Origin of the sequence: Pseudoneobacillus rhizosphaerae, assembly GCF_917563885.1 — a bacterium.
GTDB lineage: Bacteria > Bacillota > Bacilli > Bacillales > Cytobacillaceae > Pseudoneobacillus > Pseudoneobacillus rhizosphaerae.
This window is the reverse complement of sequence record NZ_CAKJTG010000003.1, coordinates 19,778-38,285: the sequence shown is the minus strand read 5'-3', so window position 1 is coordinate 38,285 and position 18,508 is coordinate 19,778. Positions and strand designations below refer to the sequence as shown.

20 protein-coding genes are annotated in these 18,508 nt (G+C 37.7%); 6 read left to right on the top strand and 14 right to left on the bottom strand.

Annotation, left to right across the window (positions count from 1 at the left end):
• Positions 1 to 33: 33 nt before the first annotated feature.
• The 5 genes from LRP83_RS02635 to LRP83_RS02615 form a co-directional block, all read right to left on the bottom strand.
• On the bottom strand, positions 34 to 1,803 hold the full coding sequence (locus LRP83_RS02635; protein WP_290369482.1) for an ABC transporter ATP-binding protein: 1,770 nt from the start codon (positions 1,801 to 1,803) through the stop codon (positions 34 to 36).
• 62 nt (positions 1,804 to 1,865) lie between these two features.
• Positions 1,866 to 2,126: a cation transporter dimerization domain-containing protein gene (locus tag LRP83_RS02630; protein ID WP_230495123.1), complete on the bottom strand. Its 261-nt coding sequence runs from the start codon at positions 2,124 to 2,126 to the stop codon at positions 1,866 to 1,868.
• Positions 2,107 to 2,604 (bottom strand): cation diffusion facilitator family transporter, encoded by a 498-nt coding sequence (locus LRP83_RS02625; protein ID WP_230495122.1) that lies wholly within the window; start codon positions 2,602 to 2,604, stop codon positions 2,107 to 2,109. The genes LRP83_RS02630 and LRP83_RS02625 overlap by 20 nt, the downstream gene beginning before the upstream one ends.
• 431 nt (positions 2,605 to 3,035) lie before the next feature.
• Complete coding sequence (locus tag LRP83_RS02620; RefSeq protein ID WP_435531322.1) at positions 3,036 to 3,182, bottom strand: conserved phage C-terminal domain-containing protein; 147 nt, start codon at positions 3,180 to 3,182, stop codon at positions 3,036 to 3,038.
• Between the two features lie 50 nt (positions 3,183 to 3,232).
• Positions 3,233 to 3,478 (bottom strand): hypothetical protein, encoded by a 246-nt coding sequence (locus tag LRP83_RS02615; protein WP_230495121.1) that lies wholly within the window; start codon positions 3,476 to 3,478, stop codon positions 3,233 to 3,235.
• A 103-nt stretch (positions 3,479 to 3,581) separates the two neighbouring features.
• On the opposite strand from LRP83_RS02615, the gene LRP83_RS02610 reads away from it, so the two are divergent.
• Positions 3,582 to 4,418 (top strand): DMT family transporter, encoded by an 837-nt coding sequence (locus LRP83_RS02610; RefSeq protein WP_230495120.1) that lies wholly within the window; start codon positions 3,582 to 3,584, stop codon positions 4,416 to 4,418.
• A gap of 142 nt (positions 4,419 to 4,560) precedes the next feature.
• On the opposite strand, the gene LRP83_RS02605 is transcribed toward LRP83_RS02610, so the two are convergent.
• Entirely contained in the window at positions 4,561 to 5,088 is a 528-nt protein-coding gene (locus LRP83_RS02605; protein ID WP_230495119.1) for an endonuclease/exonuclease/phosphatase family protein, read from the bottom strand.
• 658 nt (positions 5,089 to 5,746) lie between these two features.
• Here LRP83_RS02605 and LRP83_RS02600 point away from each other — a divergent pair.
• The 3 genes from LRP83_RS02600 to LRP83_RS02590 all read left to right on the top strand — a co-directional run bounded on the left by LRP83_RS02600 (position 5,747) and on the right by LRP83_RS02590 (position 6,396).
• Positions 5,747 to 6,010 carry a hypothetical protein gene (locus LRP83_RS02600; RefSeq protein ID WP_230495118.1) on the top strand — a complete coding sequence of 88 codons (264 nt, stop codon included), beginning with the start codon at positions 5,747 to 5,749 and terminating at the stop codon, positions 6,008 to 6,010.
• A 51-nt stretch (positions 6,011 to 6,061) separates the two neighbouring features.
• A complete protein-coding gene (locus LRP83_RS02595; RefSeq protein WP_230495117.1) occupies positions 6,062 to 6,196 on the top strand; it encodes a BA3454 family stress response protein in 135 nt (44 codons plus the stop codon).
• A 65-nt stretch (positions 6,197 to 6,261) separates the two neighbouring features.
• Positions 6,262 to 6,396 carry an FbpB family small basic protein gene (locus LRP83_RS02590; protein ID WP_230495116.1) on the top strand — a complete coding sequence of 45 codons (135 nt, stop codon included), beginning with the start codon at positions 6,262 to 6,264 and terminating at the stop codon, positions 6,394 to 6,396.
• A 55-nt stretch (positions 6,397 to 6,451) separates the two neighbouring features.
• On the opposite strand, the gene LRP83_RS02585 is transcribed toward LRP83_RS02590, so the two are convergent.
• Complete coding sequence (locus LRP83_RS02585; protein ID WP_230495115.1) at positions 6,452 to 9,082, bottom strand: ABC transporter permease; 2,631 nt, start codon at positions 9,080 to 9,082, stop codon at positions 6,452 to 6,454.
• Positions 9,083 to 9,087: 5 nt separating this feature from the next.
• Complete coding sequence (locus LRP83_RS02580) at positions 9,088 to 9,762, bottom strand: ABC transporter ATP-binding protein (RefSeq protein WP_230495114.1); 675 nt, start codon at positions 9,760 to 9,762, stop codon at positions 9,088 to 9,090.
• Between the two features lie 551 nt (positions 9,763 to 10,313).
• Here LRP83_RS02580 and LRP83_RS02575 point away from each other — a divergent pair.
• Positions 10,314 to 10,937, top strand: a complete 624-nt coding sequence (locus tag LRP83_RS02575) for an acetate uptake transporter (RefSeq protein ID WP_230495113.1) — start codon at positions 10,314 to 10,316, stop codon at positions 10,935 to 10,937.
• A gap of 580 nt (positions 10,938 to 11,517) precedes the next feature.
• Here the strand turns inward: LRP83_RS02575 and LRP83_RS02570 are convergent.
• Both LRP83_RS02570 and LRP83_RS02565 read right to left on the bottom strand, forming a co-directional pair.
• Positions 11,518 to 11,985, bottom strand: a complete 468-nt coding sequence (locus LRP83_RS02570; protein WP_230495112.1) for a DUF8821 family protein — start codon at positions 11,983 to 11,985, stop codon at positions 11,518 to 11,520.
• Positions 11,986 to 12,006: 21 nt separating this feature from the next.
• Positions 12,007 to 12,486: a GyrI-like domain-containing protein gene (locus LRP83_RS02565; protein WP_230495111.1), complete on the bottom strand. Its 480-nt coding sequence runs from the start codon at positions 12,484 to 12,486 to the stop codon at positions 12,007 to 12,009.
• A gap of 110 nt (positions 12,487 to 12,596) precedes the next feature.
• On the opposite strand from LRP83_RS02565, the gene LRP83_RS02560 reads away from it, so the two are divergent.
• The gene (locus LRP83_RS02560; RefSeq protein WP_230495110.1) at positions 12,597 to 13,559 is read left to right on the top strand and encodes a helix-turn-helix transcriptional regulator; all 963 of its coding nucleotides are present in this window, start codon (positions 12,597 to 12,599) and stop codon (positions 13,557 to 13,559) included.
• A 159-nt stretch (positions 13,560 to 13,718) separates the two neighbouring features.
• Here the strand turns inward: LRP83_RS02560 and LRP83_RS02555 are convergent, their stop codons facing one another.
• From LRP83_RS02555 to LRP83_RS02540, 4 genes are read right to left on the bottom strand one after another with little or no spacing between them, the layout of a single operon-like run.
• Positions 13,719 to 14,108, bottom strand: coding sequence for a hypothetical protein (locus tag LRP83_RS02555; protein WP_230495109.1), 390 nt, complete (start codon positions 14,106 to 14,108; stop codon positions 13,719 to 13,721).
• 4 nt (positions 14,109 to 14,112) lie between these two features.
• Positions 14,113 to 15,507 carry a sensor histidine kinase gene (locus LRP83_RS02550; protein ID WP_230495108.1) on the bottom strand — a complete coding sequence of 465 codons (1,395 nt, stop codon included), beginning with the start codon at positions 15,505 to 15,507 and terminating at the stop codon, positions 14,113 to 14,115.
• A complete protein-coding gene (locus tag LRP83_RS02545; RefSeq protein WP_230495107.1) occupies positions 15,504 to 16,175 on the bottom strand; it encodes a response regulator transcription factor in 672 nt (223 codons plus the stop codon). The genes LRP83_RS02550 and LRP83_RS02545 overlap by 4 nt, the downstream gene beginning before the upstream one ends.
• A gap of 26 nt (positions 16,176 to 16,201) precedes the next feature.
• Positions 16,202 to 18,325 (bottom strand): MMPL family transporter, encoded by a 2,124-nt coding sequence (locus LRP83_RS02540; RefSeq protein ID WP_230495106.1) that lies wholly within the window; start codon positions 18,323 to 18,325, stop codon positions 16,202 to 16,204.
• Positions 18,326 to 18,508 lie beyond the last annotated feature (183 nt).

Here is an 18,508-nt window from a genome sequence, read left to right as displayed (position 1 = left end):
AATTATTATTGTTGCTTTAAAAAGGAATGCTTTCTAATAGCTTGCTAGTTCTTTTTTACCTTCATTTAAATTTTGAATATTATATAAGCTTGCATAATATCCAGCCAGATCCATTAACTGCTCATGTGTACCTTTTTCCTTGATTTCTCCATCTTTTAATAAAACAATTTGGTCAGCTGAGGTAATTGTTGAAAGCCGATGAGCCACAATAATGGTCGTCCTGTCTTTTTTCAATTCTTCCAATGCTTCCTGGATTAAGTGTTCTGATTCTAAGTCTAAAGCAGAAGTAGCCTCATCTAGAATTAAAATACGTGGACTTTTTAGAAATACACGAGCAATAGCAACCCGTTGCTTCTGTCCTCCTGAAAGCTTAACTCCCTTTTCACCAATCTCCGTATCATACCCGTTTGGTAATTGAGTAATAAAATCATGTGCATTCGCAGCCTTTGCCGCTAAAACAATTTCCTCATTAGTACACTCAGGATTTCCCAAGAGAATGTTATCTCGAATAGTACCACTAAATAAGATGTTGTCTTGTAACACCATCCCAACGTTTTTCCTTAGGCCCTTTATTTTCATATCTCTTATATCTGTCCCATCAATCATAATGGAACCCTTCTGTATATCATAAAAGCGAGAGATTAAGCTTACTAAAGATGACTTTCCACCGCCACTCATCCCCACTAAAGCGATTGTTTCACCTCGGGATATGGATAAATGAATGTTCTTTAATGCCCAATTTGACTGTTCATCATATTTAAACCAAACATCATTAAAACGAATTTCACCCTGAAATTGGCTAATGTCTCTGGCATTTGGTTTATCCATAATGTCAAATGGTTCTTCCCACAATTCCATCACTCGATCAAAAGATGCCGTAGCCTGCGTAAGAATGGTGGATGAATTTACAAGTCTTCGAAGTGGACTGTAAATCCTGTCTAAGTAAGCAAAGAATGCCACAAACGCTCCTATGGTTATACTCCCTTTCAAAACCATATATCCTCCGAATCCAATAACAAGTAAAGGAGAGATATCTGTTAACGTATTAATAATTGAATTAGTGAGAGCATTCCATCTTGTTAAACTTAAAGCTTTATGTAAGAACTGATTATTCTTTTTATCAAACTGCTGTTCTTCATATTCCTCAAGAGTAAAGCTCTTAGTTACAGCGATTCCATTTACACGTTCATGAAGATAGCCTTGCATTTCTGCTAAAGATTGTGATCTCGATTTTGTTAAATCCTTTAATCTTTTATAAAGTTTTTTAACTGCCATTCCATAAAAAGGCAAGACTGCTATTGAAATCAATGTTAAAATCGGGTCCATAAAAAACATAAATAAAAGTGCAATGGAAAGAGAAAAGATATCCAACCAAATATTCATCATACCAGTTTCTACAATGTTTTTTGTTTGCTCAACATCATTCATAATTCGTGAAATTACTTCGCCGACTTTTCGATTCTGATAAAATCTTAGAGATAGCTTTTGAATATGTGCATATAGCTTATTACGCATATCATAAAGGACTCTGCTTGTAATTAATTGAGCAAAATACTGACGATAATATTCAATTGGTAATCGGATGACAACAAATAAAACAAAAGTAACAGCAATGACATAAAGAAGTCTAGTAATCTTATCTTCTAATGGCATAGATCCTAACAAAATCTGGTCAATAACATACTTCATTACAAATGGGAGAGTCATAGGAATTGCAAACTTAATCATTCCAATTACCATAGTGATTATGACTAACTTCCAATAAGGTTTTACAAAATAACTATAAGCTTTAAAACTCGACAAAAGTAACACTCCTTGCTACATGATAGAAAGCTTCAATATTCGAAATTCCTTAGCATTTAAAATCATCGTACAAGAGGTTCAACATGAACAGCGATATTGTGCGCTTCCTTTAGACTAAGCTCAGAATGCACTAATATGACCACATCAACCACTTGATTTTTACCATAATACCGCGCTTTAATATCCTTAACGCCTCTTACTCCATTAGTATTAATAATCGTATCCTTATAAATCAGTATCTCTTCTTCATCAAAACCATCTGTTAAATGGTGAGATGCATCTCTAAAGATTTCCCAAGCTGTCTTACATATTATTAAACCCAATTACTGCAGCCACTGGGTCTAACCACGGTAGTCCCAGCTGAGCGCCAATGATTCTAATTACAGTCCCTATACTGACCAATGCATCGGATAAATTGTCCTTTGCTGCCGCCATAACAGATTGACTTTTGATTTCTCTAGCCAGGTTTCTGTTAAAACGATAAACAAAGTACATGACAACTGCAGCGAAAATACCTACCCATGCAGAAATCAAATCTGGTGATTGATATTCTCCAATAATAGATTTATGAACCGCCTGATAAACAACTTGAATCCCCACCGCAGCCATTATAAATGAAGCAACCATAGAAGCGACAGTCTCAGCTTTCCAATGACCATATGGATGATTTTTATCAGCTGGCTTTGGGCAAACCTTAATCCTATTAATACAGCTATAGAAGCAACAATGTCGGTTGCATTGTTTAGACCATCTGCCTTTTATTTCTTCAGACCCTGCCCATAGACCAATGACTACTTTCAATATGGATAAAATTATATAAGAAATAATGCTAATCCTTGCGCCGTTTCACCGCGTTTAAGATCTTGATATTTTGTTTCCTCCATAAATTAATATGCCACCCTTAATAGCCAATTTATAATAGCAGAGGGAAGCCGAGTGGGTCTATAGCAATCTTTTTTACATGGTAAACAAATATAAGAGGAAGAAAACTATGTTTCCTTAGAGAAAAATGCCGATTACTTTTTTTATTTATTACCTTGGGCCTGCTGGTCTACTCCCTTTACACGGTGTCTATAACCATCATTTTCAGATGTAAAGTTGGTGCCAGGCACCATCCATGGACAAATTAGGTACATTGTCCACAAGTAGTGCCTGGCACTTCCTTTGCATAATATTTTTGTCTATTTTATCATTAGCTGTAGAAAATCGATATAACGTCTTCAAGTTAGTCATTAAGATTTAAACTCCTCTTCCTGACACAATTTGTTGGGAGATTTTTGATTTACGTAGGCTTCAAACTTGGGTTCGAATAAGGTTTGTGGTCGCAAGAATTTGTTCCAATACAGACCATACAGCCATTCCTCTGTTTTTAAGTCGATTACCTTCTTTTAGTCCTCCAATGTAAAGCCTTCACTCCAACTGGCGATTATCAATTCCTGAGTTTTTTCGATTTAGCTTTGTAATTGGATTGGGTTTTGGCATTCAAATAATCAATTATTTGCTCGAATGGTAGAGGATTAAACTTCTCTTTTGTATTCTTTGAAGTGATCTCTGGTATTGGTCCGGTCAAATTGGTTTCTGTAGCGTTCCCATTCGCTTCCGTAGGTCCAAAGGGACAGGCATGTCCCAATTTTTCTGGTTGCTTTGAAATAATTTGAAAAAATAAGGTGGACAACAGACCTATCCCCCTTGGACCTATTTTAATCATTAATAAACATCTTTGAATTCCGTGGAATCTATATTAAAATAATTCTATAAAAGGGAGAGAAGGATTTTAAATGTGGATTGTAGCAGCTGTTCTGACAATGCTTTGCTTTGGAATCAATAATATGATTTTTAAGGTCACGTCAGGAAAAGGACTATCAAAGGTACATATGCAGTTTTTCTTTTATCTTATTGCGTTTTTATTAATGTTTAGCTATGGAACAGTTATTGGGTTTGCATCTTTTAATAGTTTAACAATCGTACTAGGTGCAGTCATCGGCATCTTAAATGCAAATGGTAATATTCAAATGTCTATGGCATTTGAAAAAGGACCTGCGAGTATAACCTCGCCACTTATTAGCACAAATACGGTTATTCCTATTCTAAGTGCAGCTCTTATATTTCAGGAGCACATCACACTTATTCAGTGGATCGGCATTATTGTTATGCTTGCTTCTGCAGCTATCATCCAATATGTACCTGGTAATGGTGTTAAAATGGAATATAAGCCGTGGATGTACCGCGTTTTATTATCAGTTACGTCCTTTGGTGTACTCGGTGTGCTCATGAAGACTACTTCGTATTTCCATATTGATTCTATTAATACGCTTGTTTGTATGTATGGTGGCGGAGCAGTCTATTTAATGATTAATAGTTTATTTATGAAGGAAAAATGGCAACGAAAAGAGTTAAAATTGGGTATCATTATTGGATGTATTAGTGTCGTAGGTTATAGCAGCTACTTTTTTGCTCTAAGTACTGGAGTAGCAAGCATTGTATTCCCAATTGTTAGTTTAAGTTGTTTAGTTGTCGTCCTTAGTAGCTGTTGGCTTTATAAAGAAAGGCTTAAATTGTACCAAATCATCGGCGTTATTTCAGCATTAATTGGGATAGTGCTAACAAAACTTTAACAAAAGGTCAAAGCGCAGGGACCGTTCCCGCGCTTCCTTTTTTCCTAGGCTGTGTTAAAGAAGACTGTTGATTTCCGCTGCAGGTGCTAATAAACAACATTAGCCTTTAACACAGCTTTTTCCTAAAATAACGCCAGAACCGTCACTCCCCTTCGTTCTCTAATCTAGCCCATACTCCTGCATGATCGGATGGCCAGAGACCCGTATTTGTTCGATCACTCTCGGATTCTCCAATTAATTCTGCTTTCTCCGGCCTCCATCCATTTTTATACAGTATATAGTCTATTCTTCTAATCAAAGTGGAAAGTGTATTCAAAAGATCGGATCCCTGGCAACAGGTTAATCCGGAACCTTTACCTACTTCGCTCCAAACATCATGAAATCCATTATCAATAAATATCCTGTAAGCTAAGCTGTTAGGGGGAGCATTTAAATCTCCTGTTATAATCAATGGGAGAATACTATTGGCTGGACCATTCATTAACTCCAATGCTTGGGCATTCCTGATTGTAGGATTAAGAGGATCTAAATGGGTATTGATCATTCTAAAAACCTGTCTGTCCATTTGAACATCAATAGAGGACCATCCCTGAAGAATCCCGTTAAAATTCGCTGTGAAATTCGATTCTTGTTTTTTAATAACCTTAAGTTGATGATCTTTTCGAATCAATAAGACATCCCGGTCTAAGAAACTAATCCTATTTCCGTTGCTATCCGGAATATTTGTCAACTGTTGATTTTCATTTTGAGCTGCTACTTCATATTACAGCCCTCTATGTTTTAACTCATCCAACAGCATTTTAACAAAGTCATATGTGATTGTTCCAAACGATGGAATTGTCAATTTAATCCGGTCCGCTTCTTGCAAACCTTTGGGAGTTCCAGCTTATTAATCTCAATTTATACTCCTTCTTCCTATCTCAACGAGTTGGTTAACCTATTCCCTTTTCTAGTAAATATATCATTATAAAAAGTGAATCAAAACTGCTAACTATTTTTTGGAATTTTGATAAAGTGGGTTTAATTATAGGTTGATTATTCCACCTTAGGATCCGGCTTCTACATGCGGAGAGGTTTCACCTTCCAGCATGCTGTTTTACACTTATTCTTCAGAGTGGAAGAGGCAATCTTGAGACTGCCTCTTTTTTTTGCGGATGGAATCAGATTAAAGATTCAAATAATTGAAGAAATTGTGACAGGCTTTGTGACAAATTTGGGACACCTATCGTGATGACATTCTCAGGCCAATGTCTTATCCCTTATAATTCTTTTATACACAAAAACAACATTGTCATAGTGAAAAGCATAAAAAGGATTGAGGGATAGGGATGTCCATTTTGACAGAAAGAGAATTTCGCAAGATTGAAAATCGTTGTAATCAACTAACAAATGAAAAATGGGAAATGTGTAGGGTTGTTGTAGGAAATGTGGTTTTCTACGATGTGGCACCTAATGGGGATACACAAAGGCCGTATACGAAACAAGAATGTGAGTTTATTGCAAATGCCAAAACCGATATTCAAAAGCTCATTCAACATATTTACAGCCTAGAAGCTCTACTGCATCAGGATCAACAAGCTAAGGAAGCTTAAGTCCTACGATAAAATAAAAAAAATGGAAGAAAGAAAAGGTGCACAATTATTATGTACAAATATACGATTGATGTTCAACTCGAAGGGAAAATCTATCAAACTAATGTCATTGCTAACAAAGACCAAACAGAAGAAGAAATATTTCAGATTGCAAGAGATCAAGTATTGAGTCAATGGGCAAAATAAATACCAATACACGGAACGATAATGAATAGAATTTCAAAAAAAATTAGATAGCGGAGGAATTTATCATGAGAAAACGAAAACTAAGCTTCAAGGAATTAATCTTAGAAAACAAGCAAGAAATCATTCGGGATACAAAAGCGATTGAGAGAATTGAAATCAAAATTGATAATAAGCATTACAATAAGTTACAAATATCATAAAAGAGCAACCAATTTGGTTGCTCTTTCGATTTGTTGTAAGTGGCACTTGGGATCACTACAACCGATTCATCCCCTTCACCGGATTAATACGTACAGCCATTCGTGCAGGGATAAAAGCACCTATGAGTCCGACGATGATGGGAATAATCGCAAGAGAAAGTAACCAAATTTCTTTTATCACGAGTTGTTGATAGATAAGGTTAATCATTCCTAGTGATAATAGGTAGCCAAATATACCTGAGAGGATTCCCGTTATGAGTCCTTCCATCAGCACTAGGGATTGCACGGAGCTATTGCTCCAACCAAACGCTTTTAACACCGATAGTTCTGCACTTCTTTCCGTGACATTCTGCCACATGATTTCATACGTTGTTAAGATGGCAATTAATAAGCATACTCCAACAATAATATAGTAGGACACACCAATTTCCATCGCAACAAACTCCCCTAGCCAAGTGGTATAGAGAACCCCTTTTAATCGGAAAGAAATAAAGATGAAAAACATCAAAAGTGAGGTAGGCAAAAGTATCGATATGACGGACAAAGCATTCCGCTTCCATTTACCAAAAAAATGTCCAATGGCCATCGAGAAAATTCCATTGACCTTTGTTAATCGGCGTGAATTCTGCGAAATTTCGCCTGCACTCATTGCTTCTTTCGGTTGAATTCTACCTACTATAAAGGCTGGAACAATTGCTCCCAATAGATAGATCAAAAAGCCAATTAACCCTATGATGATAAATTTTATGATTGAAATCGGTACTTCATCATCACTTTGGAAATAGGCAATCAAACTCATCGTCAAAGAGGACACAGCTACAAATACGCCTAGAATAAGTGCCTCATAGAATACCATTTTAACTAAATATCTATTTTTCCAGCCTATGGCTAGCAGCAAGGCAAGTTCTTTTTTACGAGCTAAAAACGAGACGATATTCGTCGAAATGACGTAAATGACGGCTACTAACATGATGATAAACATTAAGGAACTTGAGGCAACTTTCGATTCTTTAAAAATTCCTATTGATGCTCCAATATGAACCCATGGCTGCTCAATCCAGCCCATTGCCTCTTTTGATCCCATTTTAGGAACATAGGTTAAGGTTTGTTGCGGTGAAGAACCTAACGTAATATCCGTGATGAGTCCGGTTTGCTCTTCAATCTCCTTGGCAACCTTCTCAAGGGTTGCCTGACTTTCTTCACTAAAGGTATCGACTCCCGCCACCTTCACTCGAATGGCACTAATTGGCTTATCACCCATAATGCTCTTTGCGGCATCAATTGTCGTTAGTAATACTGGTGGACTTGTTAAAAGACTATAAGCTGATCCTTCATTTTGTATGGTGACTGGAGGATTAACCGGCTCCCCATCCTTATCTAGCACAAGATTAGCTGTGGCTGGGCGATACGTTTCCATCGGTACATCCGTTAAAGGATCCATTGTTAAAGCAAGTTTCGTAGGATCATAAACTCCCACGTAGTAAGGATCCATTTTCGGAGAGTCAAACACATCTTCTGAATAATAATTTAAAGCTCGATAGCCGTACCTTTCGTTTGCACCACCTGAATAGATTTTTTGAGGCTCAATTTCAAAGGCGTAATTCCATTTCTCTTTATATGGACTCTGAATTTCTTTATATTCTAGAGGTGAAGCCTTTGTCGTGATCAACCAAGAAAAGTCAGCATCATATTTGGGGTGGGAAAACGTGTCTTGCGTTTCAGGGTCAATCCCTGTCAGCTTCCCAAGAAAAATCCTGTGCCCTAGCTTCGAATCAAACGTATACTCTTTGAATGGCTTTGATTCAATACTCTTTAAATATGTTTCTCCACCTTTTTCTAATACCGTTTCCATCGTTTTCTTGGCCGTCTCTTTATCAGAAAAAGGAAGATCTAATTTTCGTATTGTAAACTCATAGGTTTCATTCACGAAAGGTTCACTGCTTACAAGAAGCGGAATATGGGACATGGTAAAAGCTTTCCCTCGATTCGTATGATTCCCTTCACTTACTGTAACCTTATCTTCATCTCGAAAGTATCGGCTAAAACCCATTTTGACGATGGATTGATCAAGTCCAACCAACTTCGCTTCCTCAGCAGGATCGACACCGACTAATAATTGATTGGTTTGTGAAAATAACCTCCCTGGCCAACCGACTAACCCATAAGGAAAATATGCCTCAGGTACATCGTTTGCTGGAGCCCATTCATCTGTTGTAAAGTAAGAGGTGAAAGAATCCCGTTCTTCTTCTCGATACCCATTATCCGACACGGTTTTAAAGGTAATACTATAAACCCCTGGCTCCTCCATTTTCCCCTGTTTCAACGTATCAAACGTCACAAGCGCTGATGTATTTCCTATAACCGAGATGGGAGCAGCAACCGCTACATCCTCCATTTTTTTAATCCTGTCTAGCTGTTCAAGAGAGATTCCACCTGAAATCCCACTTAAATAGTTCGGCTCGAGCAGCCGGTGCTCTTCCGTTATACTTCTAGAATCTGGCGGCCGCACCACAATATCATAAGCAGACTTCCACTTCTTTTGTAAAAGATACTCAATCGTGCCTCTGCTCGTTTCTTGCACCCCCGAAATGTGCCCTAGTCCAGAGCTAATGATGAGGGCACCAATCAACATCGGTAGCATTCGTTTTTTATTTCGAAGCCAATTTTTCAAAATAAATCGTAACAATCCCTTCACCTCCGAACATCATCGACCACTTTTCCATCTGTTAAATAGATGGTTCTGTCGCTTTTCTTGGCCAATGTATCATCATGTGTAATTAAAATAATCCCACAGCCCTGTTCTTTGTTTAACTTTTGAAGGATTTCAAAAATGATTTCACCATTTTTCTGATCCAAATTTCCGGTAGGTTCGTCAGCTAATATCCATTTGGGTGAATTGACCAACGCCCGGGCAATCGCGACTCTTTGCTGCTGCCCTCCTGATAATTGGGAAGGTAACGAATTTTTCTTATCTCCTAAACCGAGTAGTTCCAAAAGTTCCTCAACACGTTCTTGTTTGGAGAAAGTAGTCTTCCTTGCAAATAAAGGTGCTAAGATATTTTCCATCGCCGTCAGAGTTGGCAACAATTGAAATTGTTGAAAAACAAAACCAATGTGTTGGAAACGAAAGTCTGCTAGTTTATTATTTTTGATTGTGAAGATATCTTCTTCGTTATAAAGCACCTTACCGTTTGTCGGTGAATCGAGTGTGCCCATTATATTTAGTAGTGTCGATTTCCCGGAACCCGAAGGACCCACAATCGTAGTAAAATCCTTCCTTTCAAACTTTAGGTTCACGTTATCTAACACCTTCGTGACGACCCCATCCCCATAATAAGACTTCTCCAAATTTTGTATATGTATCATTTCCTCTTCCCTCCTAATCATGAATCATATTGGTATGTATTCGGCGTACATCACATTGGGTTGTACCTATTATTTATGATAGTAACTGTTGGTATATTCTGTAAACTTTTAAATTTTTCAGGAAGCAAGGGGACGGTTCTCCTGCTTCCATTTTCAAGGATTTATATTGTGGATAAGCTATTTGTTCGTCTAAAAAAACAAGCACTTATCCACTTTTGTATACAACTTTATCGATTATTGTTGATAAATCTGAATTTTTTGCAGATCATACTCGCTCCAAAGAATGTAATCCCCATCTTAGCTTGTTGATAACTTGTAATCACATGCCACTGGTAGGAACAATTTCAAAAGTGTAACTAATTCTGCGGATGGGATTGTTCACCTTATTTTTCTTACAATAAATATGTGAAACAAGAAAATTCGGGAAGCGAGACATCAATTAAGGTGCCCTATGTCCCATACACTCCCTATCTTGCATAAATTCCCCTTCACTACAAAGAATATGGATAAACCGCTCTTTACTCAGTAACTCATTTCATTTGGAGGGACTCATGGACACTCAGAATATAAATCACGTGAAAGTGATGACAGCAGATCCATCAGCACTTGGCCTATTTGGACTGGCCATGGTTACACTGGTAGCATCTTCACAAAAGCTAGGCTTAACGGATGGACTTTCATTTATTATTCCGTGGGCATTTTTTTTAGGTGGTCTCGCACAATTATTTGCGTGCATTCATGATGCTAAGCATAATAATATTTTTGGAGTAACAGCATTTGGGGCATTTGGTCTATTTTGGTTTGGCGTTGGAATGTCTTGGCTCATTCAGCTCGGGGCTTTCGGGGAAGAATTAGCTAGCAACGTGGATTCAAAACAGCTTGGGGTCGCTTTTCTTGGCTATCTCATTTTTAGCTTGTACATGACGGTTGGGGCAATGGAAACACACAAGGTATTATTCTTTATCTTTGTGTTCATCGATTTTCTATTTATTGGTCTTGCATTGAGCACATTCGATATAATGCACGAACAAACTCATATGCTAGCTGCTATTTCCGAGCTTTGCATCGCCTTGCTCTCTTTCTATGGATCAGCCGGAACCGTATTAAACACCCATTTTGGACAAACCCTGCTACCTCTCGGCAAACCCTTTGGAATATTTAAAAAGCACTCATAATTTCATTTTCGTAAAACCAACTTCTTAAGAATTTGGTTTTTCTTTTTGTAGCTATGGTGTAAAAATGGTATTCTACGCGACTTCTTCTATTCAAAACAATTTATGCTTGTCAGGTCTAAGCAATGCGCTTTCGTCTTTTAAGCAATAGGCTCTGTTAAATAAGAATGTTGTTTTTGGACAAATGGATGAGGACATAGAATCCGCTATTTGATCCATATTAGGCTATTTTCGTGTTTGGGCGGACATACAATCCGCTATTTACGCTATTTCATAGAATATAGCCTCTAATAATCCAATATAACGGAACCTGTGTCCGCAAAAGCCCTAAAAACCTCTCTTTTTACTAGAATAGCGGAACCAATGTCCGCAAACCCCAACCATATTGATAAAAACAACATTAAACTTTAACTGAGCCAAGCAATAAAATAGAAATAGCCACCCTGCCAGCTCCGGTGACTATTTCTCAACTCAAGTGAAAGCTTCCTTTTACTTTTTAATCGATTAAAGAGTATGAGATCCTTCCTCATTCGTGGAACAAGAGAATTCGGGTAGTGTCAATGCTCCTACTATTATCAGTTTTTTAATATTCTCCTTTAATAACAAAGTACGAGCCCCGAATGGTTCCAGCTAGTTTAGACTTCTGTCTAGCAAACTTAAACTTCTCTTCTAGCTCCTTTGGTACTTCCATCCCCTCCGAAAGCTTAAATCCGACGGCCCGCTTTGGCTTAGGGCCATCAACTGTATACAAGACATTAACCGCAAGACCATCCTCATAAAAGACGTAGGTCCATTTGATATTTTCGACTTGATTACTAGATGTTTCTAAAGGTTTGGCCGCAAACTCAATGCCACGTTCCTCTTTCAAAATTTGATTCACATAATCAAGGGTCTCCTGGCTTTCGCTCGCTGGAACGACCGTGAATTCATGCTTGTACTTGTTCATAAAATAACGAGCTTCGTTAGCTCGTAATCCAGCAAGTGCTTCTGCTACTGGCGAAGACTCTAAACCGACTGTAGACACATTTTTAAAATCAACGATATAAGACATTTCCTTCCTCCTTGTACCTCGTTACTTCCTCACAACAGGGATCCACATTTCACCAAAAAGGACGCCGTTTCGTTCCCCCATCTCTACCGATGCATTTGGTCCGCCAACGTAAGCAAAGTCCTTTGCTTCTGGCAGGACTTGACCGAAGGCAATCCCAGTAAGCATATTGCTCAACTCTTCCGCATTCTTCGCTTCACCTTTTACAACAAGGTATTCCCCTTTAGGAAATTGGATCACTCGGTCTGCTTCTGGTAACGTCTGCTCTGTCATGACCCCTGCATAATGCATCATTTTATTATTCACTGCTTCGTTTACTACAAAAATGTAGTCATTCGTAGCTAACGCTTTTAAAGAATCAAGCCTGCCATCTTGTTTGACTGCCGTCCAAAAGTCTGACTTTTCCTTGATTATACCAGCATAGTCTGTGTAATGACTCTTAAGCTCCGTACCAATACCTAAAACGGTAAAGCTGTCTTTTTCTTCTAGAGTATAATTTGTCATATTCAAAACCTTCCTTTTTTTAGTATGAATCAAATGGTTTGTCTTTTCACTTGATAGTATTATAATAGCCTTAAATCATGTCAAAAAGTGATACTGTTTAGGAGGTTCCGATGAAAAAAGTTGAACGGATTAATACTATTATGCGGTATATCAATAATCGTGCCCACTTTACCATTACTGAAATCATGCAAGAATTTAATATTTCTCGTTCCACAGCGATTCGAGATATTAGAGAGATTGAGACACTCGGGATGCCACTTGTTGCTGAAGTTGGAAGGGATGGGGGTTATTTTGTGATGAACAACTCTGTCTTACCTACAGTTCGCTTCACTGATAATGAGATCAAAGCTCTTTTTATTGCCTTTATGGCCACCAGAAATCAACAACTCCCCTTTTTAAAGAGTCGTCAGTCTTTAGCTGAAAAACTATTAGGACTCATCTCAGAAAACCAGCAAGATGATCTTGTGCTATTAAATCAAATCTTGCTATTTGAAGGGACTAACCCCAAGAATCCCGACCTACTTGATTTGTCAGACCTTCCCCATCCGATAGTAGAAAAACTGATCCAATTCCTTTTATTAGATCGCCATTTAACGATTACGATTAATGAAGAGAAGGTAATCAAGTCTTATCATATTTATCTCTTGCACCTTTATCATGAAAAAAGCTTTTGGTTGATTGAAGGCTTTGACTTAAAGGAAGAAAGGAAACAAGTTTTCCCAGTAGACCATCTCATTGATGTAGAACCATACCCTGCCAAAATTAAATGGAGTAGGAAAAAAATAGTAGAAAAACTAAGTAAAGATGAAGAAGCCACTAATCTTTTTCTTGAACTAGGTCCAATGGCGATTGCGCAGTTCAAAAAATACCACCCGTTAAAAGTGTCCCTTTCCTACACGAGTCCGTATCAAACTACAGCCAATCTCAAAACGTTTATCAATGTTGATAATTCCGAAGAATTAATTGAAATCACCAATTGGCTACTTTTTCTAGGAGGGGATATAAAGTTCAAAGAAGTGCCAGATGAAGTTCTAACATGTTTTCAAGAAAGATTAGGCTTATTTTGCCCATGATTTTCAAAAGGTATGAGTCCATAAACTATCGAACTCATACCCAAATAGCAGCCTAAATATTCTTATCTAACTTTTAGGATTCTGATCAGTCTTTGTATCAGTTTCCATATTAAATTTATAAGCATTAGATTGGGACGATGGCCTGTCCCTCCCAGCGCTTCATTGTTTATCAATAAGGAAAGTGATTGCAACGAAAAGGAGAAAGGCTAGTAAAAGTAAGGTTCCTCCCACAATAAAGAAGATCATTACAAAGGTTTCATTTAGATTGTATGGATTAATATTGTACATCCACATACCTAAGGTTAATCCTGCTGCCCCAACCATTCCAAGTATGCTGTGAACTGGTACAAGTTTTTTATATTTTATCTTATATACTCTGTAAAAAATTCCCCAAGCAAACACTGAAAGCCATCCAACCAGTAGGATATGGGCATGAATGGGTCTCAACGAATAATCCATACTTCCAGACATTTGCGAGCCAATAAAGGTACCGATTATCCCAAATATTGCTGCAAATCGAATTAATCGTATACTCCAAGTTTGTTCCATTTTTTTATTCCTCCAATTTTCTATTTATATTTGGGAGGATGATAGTGAAGGTTGTTCCTTTGCCAACCTCGCTTTCAACCTTGATTTCTCCTCCATGTAGATCGATTATTTGTTTAACAATGGATAGTCCTAATCCTGTACCATCCCTTTTTCTGGATGAATCGACACGATAAAAACGGTCAAAAATTTGTGTGATGGCCTTTTCGGACATACCTATTCCTGTATCTCGAAAAATGACAGTTAGGCACGTTTCATTTCTAACTAAGCTAATCCAAATGTTACCCCCATGAGCATTATACTTGATCGCGTTGGTTAACAAATTATCCCAAACGTTGCTCATAAGCTCCGCATCCATCCTCGTCCGAATAAATGGTAATTTATATGAAACCTCAATCTCTTTTTCCTGTAGTCTCCATTGATACCTACGGATGGTTTGTTTAATTTGTTCATCCACTTGTACTTCTGAAACCCTCAAGGGGTAGGCATTCTGATCAAGGGATGTTAACAGCAATAACTGCTTCGTTAGATTTGAGAGCCGCTTTGATTCTTGATCAATGACTTGTAAGTATTCTCTGTATTCATGATCAGTCACTTTTTGTGACAGTAAAAGCTCTGCATATCCTTGAATATTCATAAGTGGGGACTGAAAGTCATGCGATACATTATTAATAAAAGATTTACGAGCTTCATCATTATGCTGTAACTGCTTCTGCATGGTGTTAAAACTTTCCACCAATTGACCAATCTCATCATTACGTTCGATTTTTAAAGGATACTGAAAATTCTCACGTGTAATTTCTTTGGTTGCTTCTGTTAACTTGGTAATTGGCCGGATAAGATGTTTGGCAAATAGGATGACCCCCAAAATACTAACAACAGCAACTGCTACAAAAAACCAGGCAAGAATCATATGAATATCCGAAAAGAGGAGCTTATTATTTGGGCGTAAAAACAATCCATATTGCTTCTCATTCATTGTGAATGGAACGCCTACTGTGTTTTTTACATCATTGGAGAAATGGCCCATCATCCAAAACTGAGAAAAATGACTCATTCCATGATAAACTTCCTTTTCTGTAAGAACCTTCATAGCCCCTTCAGGAAGTTCTGTCTTGATAAAAGGCTGGCCGAAATAAACTTTTTTCTCCGTTTCGTTTACCACCAAAATCTGATACCCTAGATCTCCAATTGACTCCAAGAAAGGCTCAAAGGAGGAGCTATGGGTATGCATATTCTCAAGGTTTAATGTAATCTTCTCTGCAATCTCTACATTTTGTTGATCAATCTTCTGTTTGGTAGATGTCATGTAAAAAAAATTAGCTAAAATAATTCCGACTGTAATACTTATTGTTAAAATTACTAGTGTTGCAACGATAAATTTCCTATATAAAGTCTTCATTTCATGACCTCTAACTTATAGCCAATTCCTCGAACCGTTTGAATTTCCACAGTAGCTTCGTATTTTTTTAAGCGTTCTCGGATACGGTTAATATGCGTATTTAAGGTTTGTTCTCCCCCTTCATAATCAGCTCCCCAAATTTGTTCAACTAGGACAGATCTTGGAGTAATCTTATTCACACGTGAAGCTAATAGGCTTAGTAGTTCAAATTCCTTTAAAGGCAGAAGAATGGTTTCTTGATTGATGTTTATCTCAAAGTTCTTTCGATCTATCATGAGATTTCCTACTTTTATGACAGCTTCTAAGGCACGTTCCACACGCCGTAAAACAACAGCAACCCGGAATAGGAGTTCCTTCACCTCAAAGGGTTTAACGATATAGTCCTCAGAACCTGATAAGAAGCCCTGTTCCTTATCATCAATTTGCCCTTTGGCGGTAAGCAGAATAACCGGGAGATCAAAGTCATTCGACAATATCTTTGTCAATTCAAATCCGTCCATTCCCGGCATCATCACATCAACAATTGCTAGATCAACTGTCTTCTTTTCCAAGAAGGCTAATGCTTCTTCTGCATGGTTCGCTCTATATACTTGATAGCCTTCTCGGCTTAAATGTATCGAAACAAGTTGTTGTATATAAACATCATCGTCTATCACCAGAATCTTCATATACTAAACCTCCTATTAGGTAGGATTTATTGACTATTATGCGAGGTTTGCTTGTCTTTTTCAAATAATAGTATTAAAGCTGGCAATAACATTCCGCGAACGAGGAATGTATCCATTAAGATTCCAATAGCGACTATGAATCCAAAGACGAATAGGTCTGCAATCGGCATCGTTGTCAACGCTGCAAAGGTTGCGGCTAGAATGATACCTGCAGAAGAAATGACGCCACCGGTATTTCTGATTGCTATTTCAAGAGCATCTTTTACCCGATGAGTCTTCCTCTCTTCTATAAATCTAGAGGCAAGGATGATGTTATAATCGATACCTAATGCGACAAGGAAGATGAAAGCATATACTGGCACTCGAGTGCTTACAGCATCATAACCAAATAAAATATCAACAAGGAAAATACCAAGTCCTAAAGCAGATAAATAGGATAGTAAGATGGTGGCCATCATATAGATTGGCATTTTAATGGAACGAGTTAAGGCAAATAAAAGACTGAGTATGAGTAATGTTTCGAGTGTCACAATTGTAAAAATGTCCCTCTTATTTACATCGCGCTCATCTACAAGTTTTGCCGTTACCCCACTATAGTGTGCTTCTCCAGATATTGATAGATCATTTAACAGTTTCGGTGTATCTCCCCGTAAATCTTCTATAATATTCATAGATTTCGTAGAATATGGATCCATTGCTAACACAACACTTAATTTTATAGCCTTTCCATCTTCAGATTGTGCAGTCAATCTTATAGAAGCAATTCCTTCTTCTTCTTCTTTTAGCTTTTGTGTAATAGCCGTTACATACTCCTGTGTTAAAGCTTTATCACTTTCGATTAACAGTGTTGTAGGTGCAAGTTCTCCTTTTTCATATCTTTTTTCCACAATTTCATAGCCGACTCTTGAAGGTAAGTCCTTAGGGAATTTTTTAACCATATCGAATTCAAAGTCAAGATTAAACACATTAATCGCAGTAAGGAGAAGAATAACTCCAACAATGCCTCCAGAGAAACCAGGTTTGTTCACGACAAATTTGGCAATTGGCCCCCAGATTCCGTGTTTTACTTCTTTTTCTTGGCCATACTTCGGAACTTTCGGCCAAAATGCCTTACGACCAAATAACGTAAATAAAGCAGGCACCAATGTGATAGATGCTAACATGATAAAGAACATGGCTAGACCGAAAACGGGAGCAAAGTTCTGATAATCACGGAAATTAGCGAAGAATAGGACTAGCATTGCTGCTAATACAGTACCTCCGGCAAAAAATACAGGTTCACCAGTTGCACGCATTGCCCGTTTCATTGCTTCATATTTATTTTCGAAATTGTTGAGTTCCTCACGGTATCGGGAAAAGACAAATAGTGAATAATCAATCACTGCCGCAAAAAGTAAAATACTCATAATAGAGGTTGTAGAGTTATTGATTTCTAACCCACCCGCCCCTAGTAAGGCAATACTTTGATTCACAACCTGGTAGACAATTGCTGTTGCAAGAAGCGGTATGAATGCAAGTAACGGTGAACGGTAAATCGCAATTAGTAATGCTAAAATAATCACGATTGTTGAGAGTAATAGAACAAAGTCAGCTTGTTCAAACAGCTTCAGTGTATCCCCAGCAATCCCCGCTGGACCGGTAATATAAAAAGACATATTTTCAAACTCAGCTGCTAGTTTATTACCAATCTCAGAAACCTTGTCATTAATTTCGGAATACTCGCTATTACCCAAGCCCTGTTCCAATTCCATCGGAACTATCATCGTTGAACCATCTTTAGAGATAAAGCCCGTTAACGCCTGAGGTGGGAGTGCCACTATATCAAGGATCGTCTCAATTCCTTTAATATCTTCTACTTCTATCCCATTAAGTATTTGTTTAACCTCATCTATACTAATGGCTCCATTTTCATTATGGAAAACTAGAATTCCTGGCGTCCCCTGTTTGTTTGGAAATATCTCTTCAACCTTTTGCTCTGCAATGATTGATTGCGCTTCATTAGGGAGGGATTGAAAATTAGTCACTTTATAATCATCAAGCCTAGGTCCTGCACTTAATCCGACCATCAGGACTAGCCAAGCGGTAATTGTCACCCACATCCCACGTTTTGTTGATATCCAATCGGTAATTGTAATTAACAGTTTTCTCAAAATGTAAGTCCCCTTTCATGTCATCCGATGATTATCTTACTAGGTGAATATAAATTTAATCTCAACTTTTGTTTACATTTGTCGAGAAATTGATTTTATTGTGTATCGATGGCATTTATTTACTAGGTATCAACAAAATACACATTCTTTTCCATGAATGCTCTAGTTACTCCCTTTGCCTCT

Excerpts from the sequence above, each read along its gene's own strand:
- LRP83_RS02570 (WP_230495112.1), bottom strand. The coding sequence starts at position 11,985 with ATGTCTTATATCGTTGATTTTAAAAATGTGTCTACAGTCGGTTTAGAG.
- LRP83_RS02560 (WP_230495110.1), top strand. The coding sequence starts at position 12,597 with ATGAAAAAAGTTGAACGGATTAATACTATTATGCGGTATATCAATAAT.
- LRP83_RS02545 (WP_230495107.1), bottom strand. The coding sequence starts at position 16,175 with ATGAAGATTCTGGTGATAGACGATGATGTTTATATACAACAACTTGTT.
- LRP83_RS02610 (WP_230495120.1), top strand. The coding sequence starts at position 3,582 with ATGTGGATTGTAGCAGCTGTTCTGACAATGCTTTGCTTTGGAATCAAT.
- LRP83_RS02590 (WP_230495116.1), top strand. The coding sequence starts at position 6,262 with ATGAGAAAACGAAAACTAAGCTTCAAGGAATTAATCTTAGAAAACAAG.
- LRP83_RS02550 (WP_230495108.1), bottom strand. The coding sequence starts at position 15,507 with ATGAAGACTTTATATAGGAAATTTATCGTTGCAACACTAGTAATTTTA.
- LRP83_RS02595 (WP_230495117.1), top strand. The coding sequence starts at position 6,062 with ATGTACAAATATACGATTGATGTTCAACTCGAAGGGAAAATCTATCAA.
- LRP83_RS02565 (WP_230495111.1), bottom strand. The coding sequence starts at position 12,486 with ATGACAAATTATACTCTAGAAGAAAAAGACAGCTTTACCGTTTTAGGT.
- LRP83_RS02575 (WP_230495113.1), top strand. The coding sequence starts at position 10,314 with ATGGACACTCAGAATATAAATCACGTGAAAGTGATGACAGCAGATCCA.
- LRP83_RS02555 (WP_230495109.1), bottom strand. The coding sequence starts at position 14,108 with ATGGAACAAACTTGGAGTATACGATTAATTCGATTTGCAGCAATATTT.
- LRP83_RS02600 (WP_230495118.1), top strand. The coding sequence starts at position 5,747 with ATGTCCATTTTGACAGAAAGAGAATTTCGCAAGATTGAAAATCGTTGT.
- LRP83_RS02580 (WP_230495114.1), bottom strand. The coding sequence starts at position 9,762 with ATGATACATATACAAAATTTGGAGAAGTCTTATTATGGGGATGGGGTC.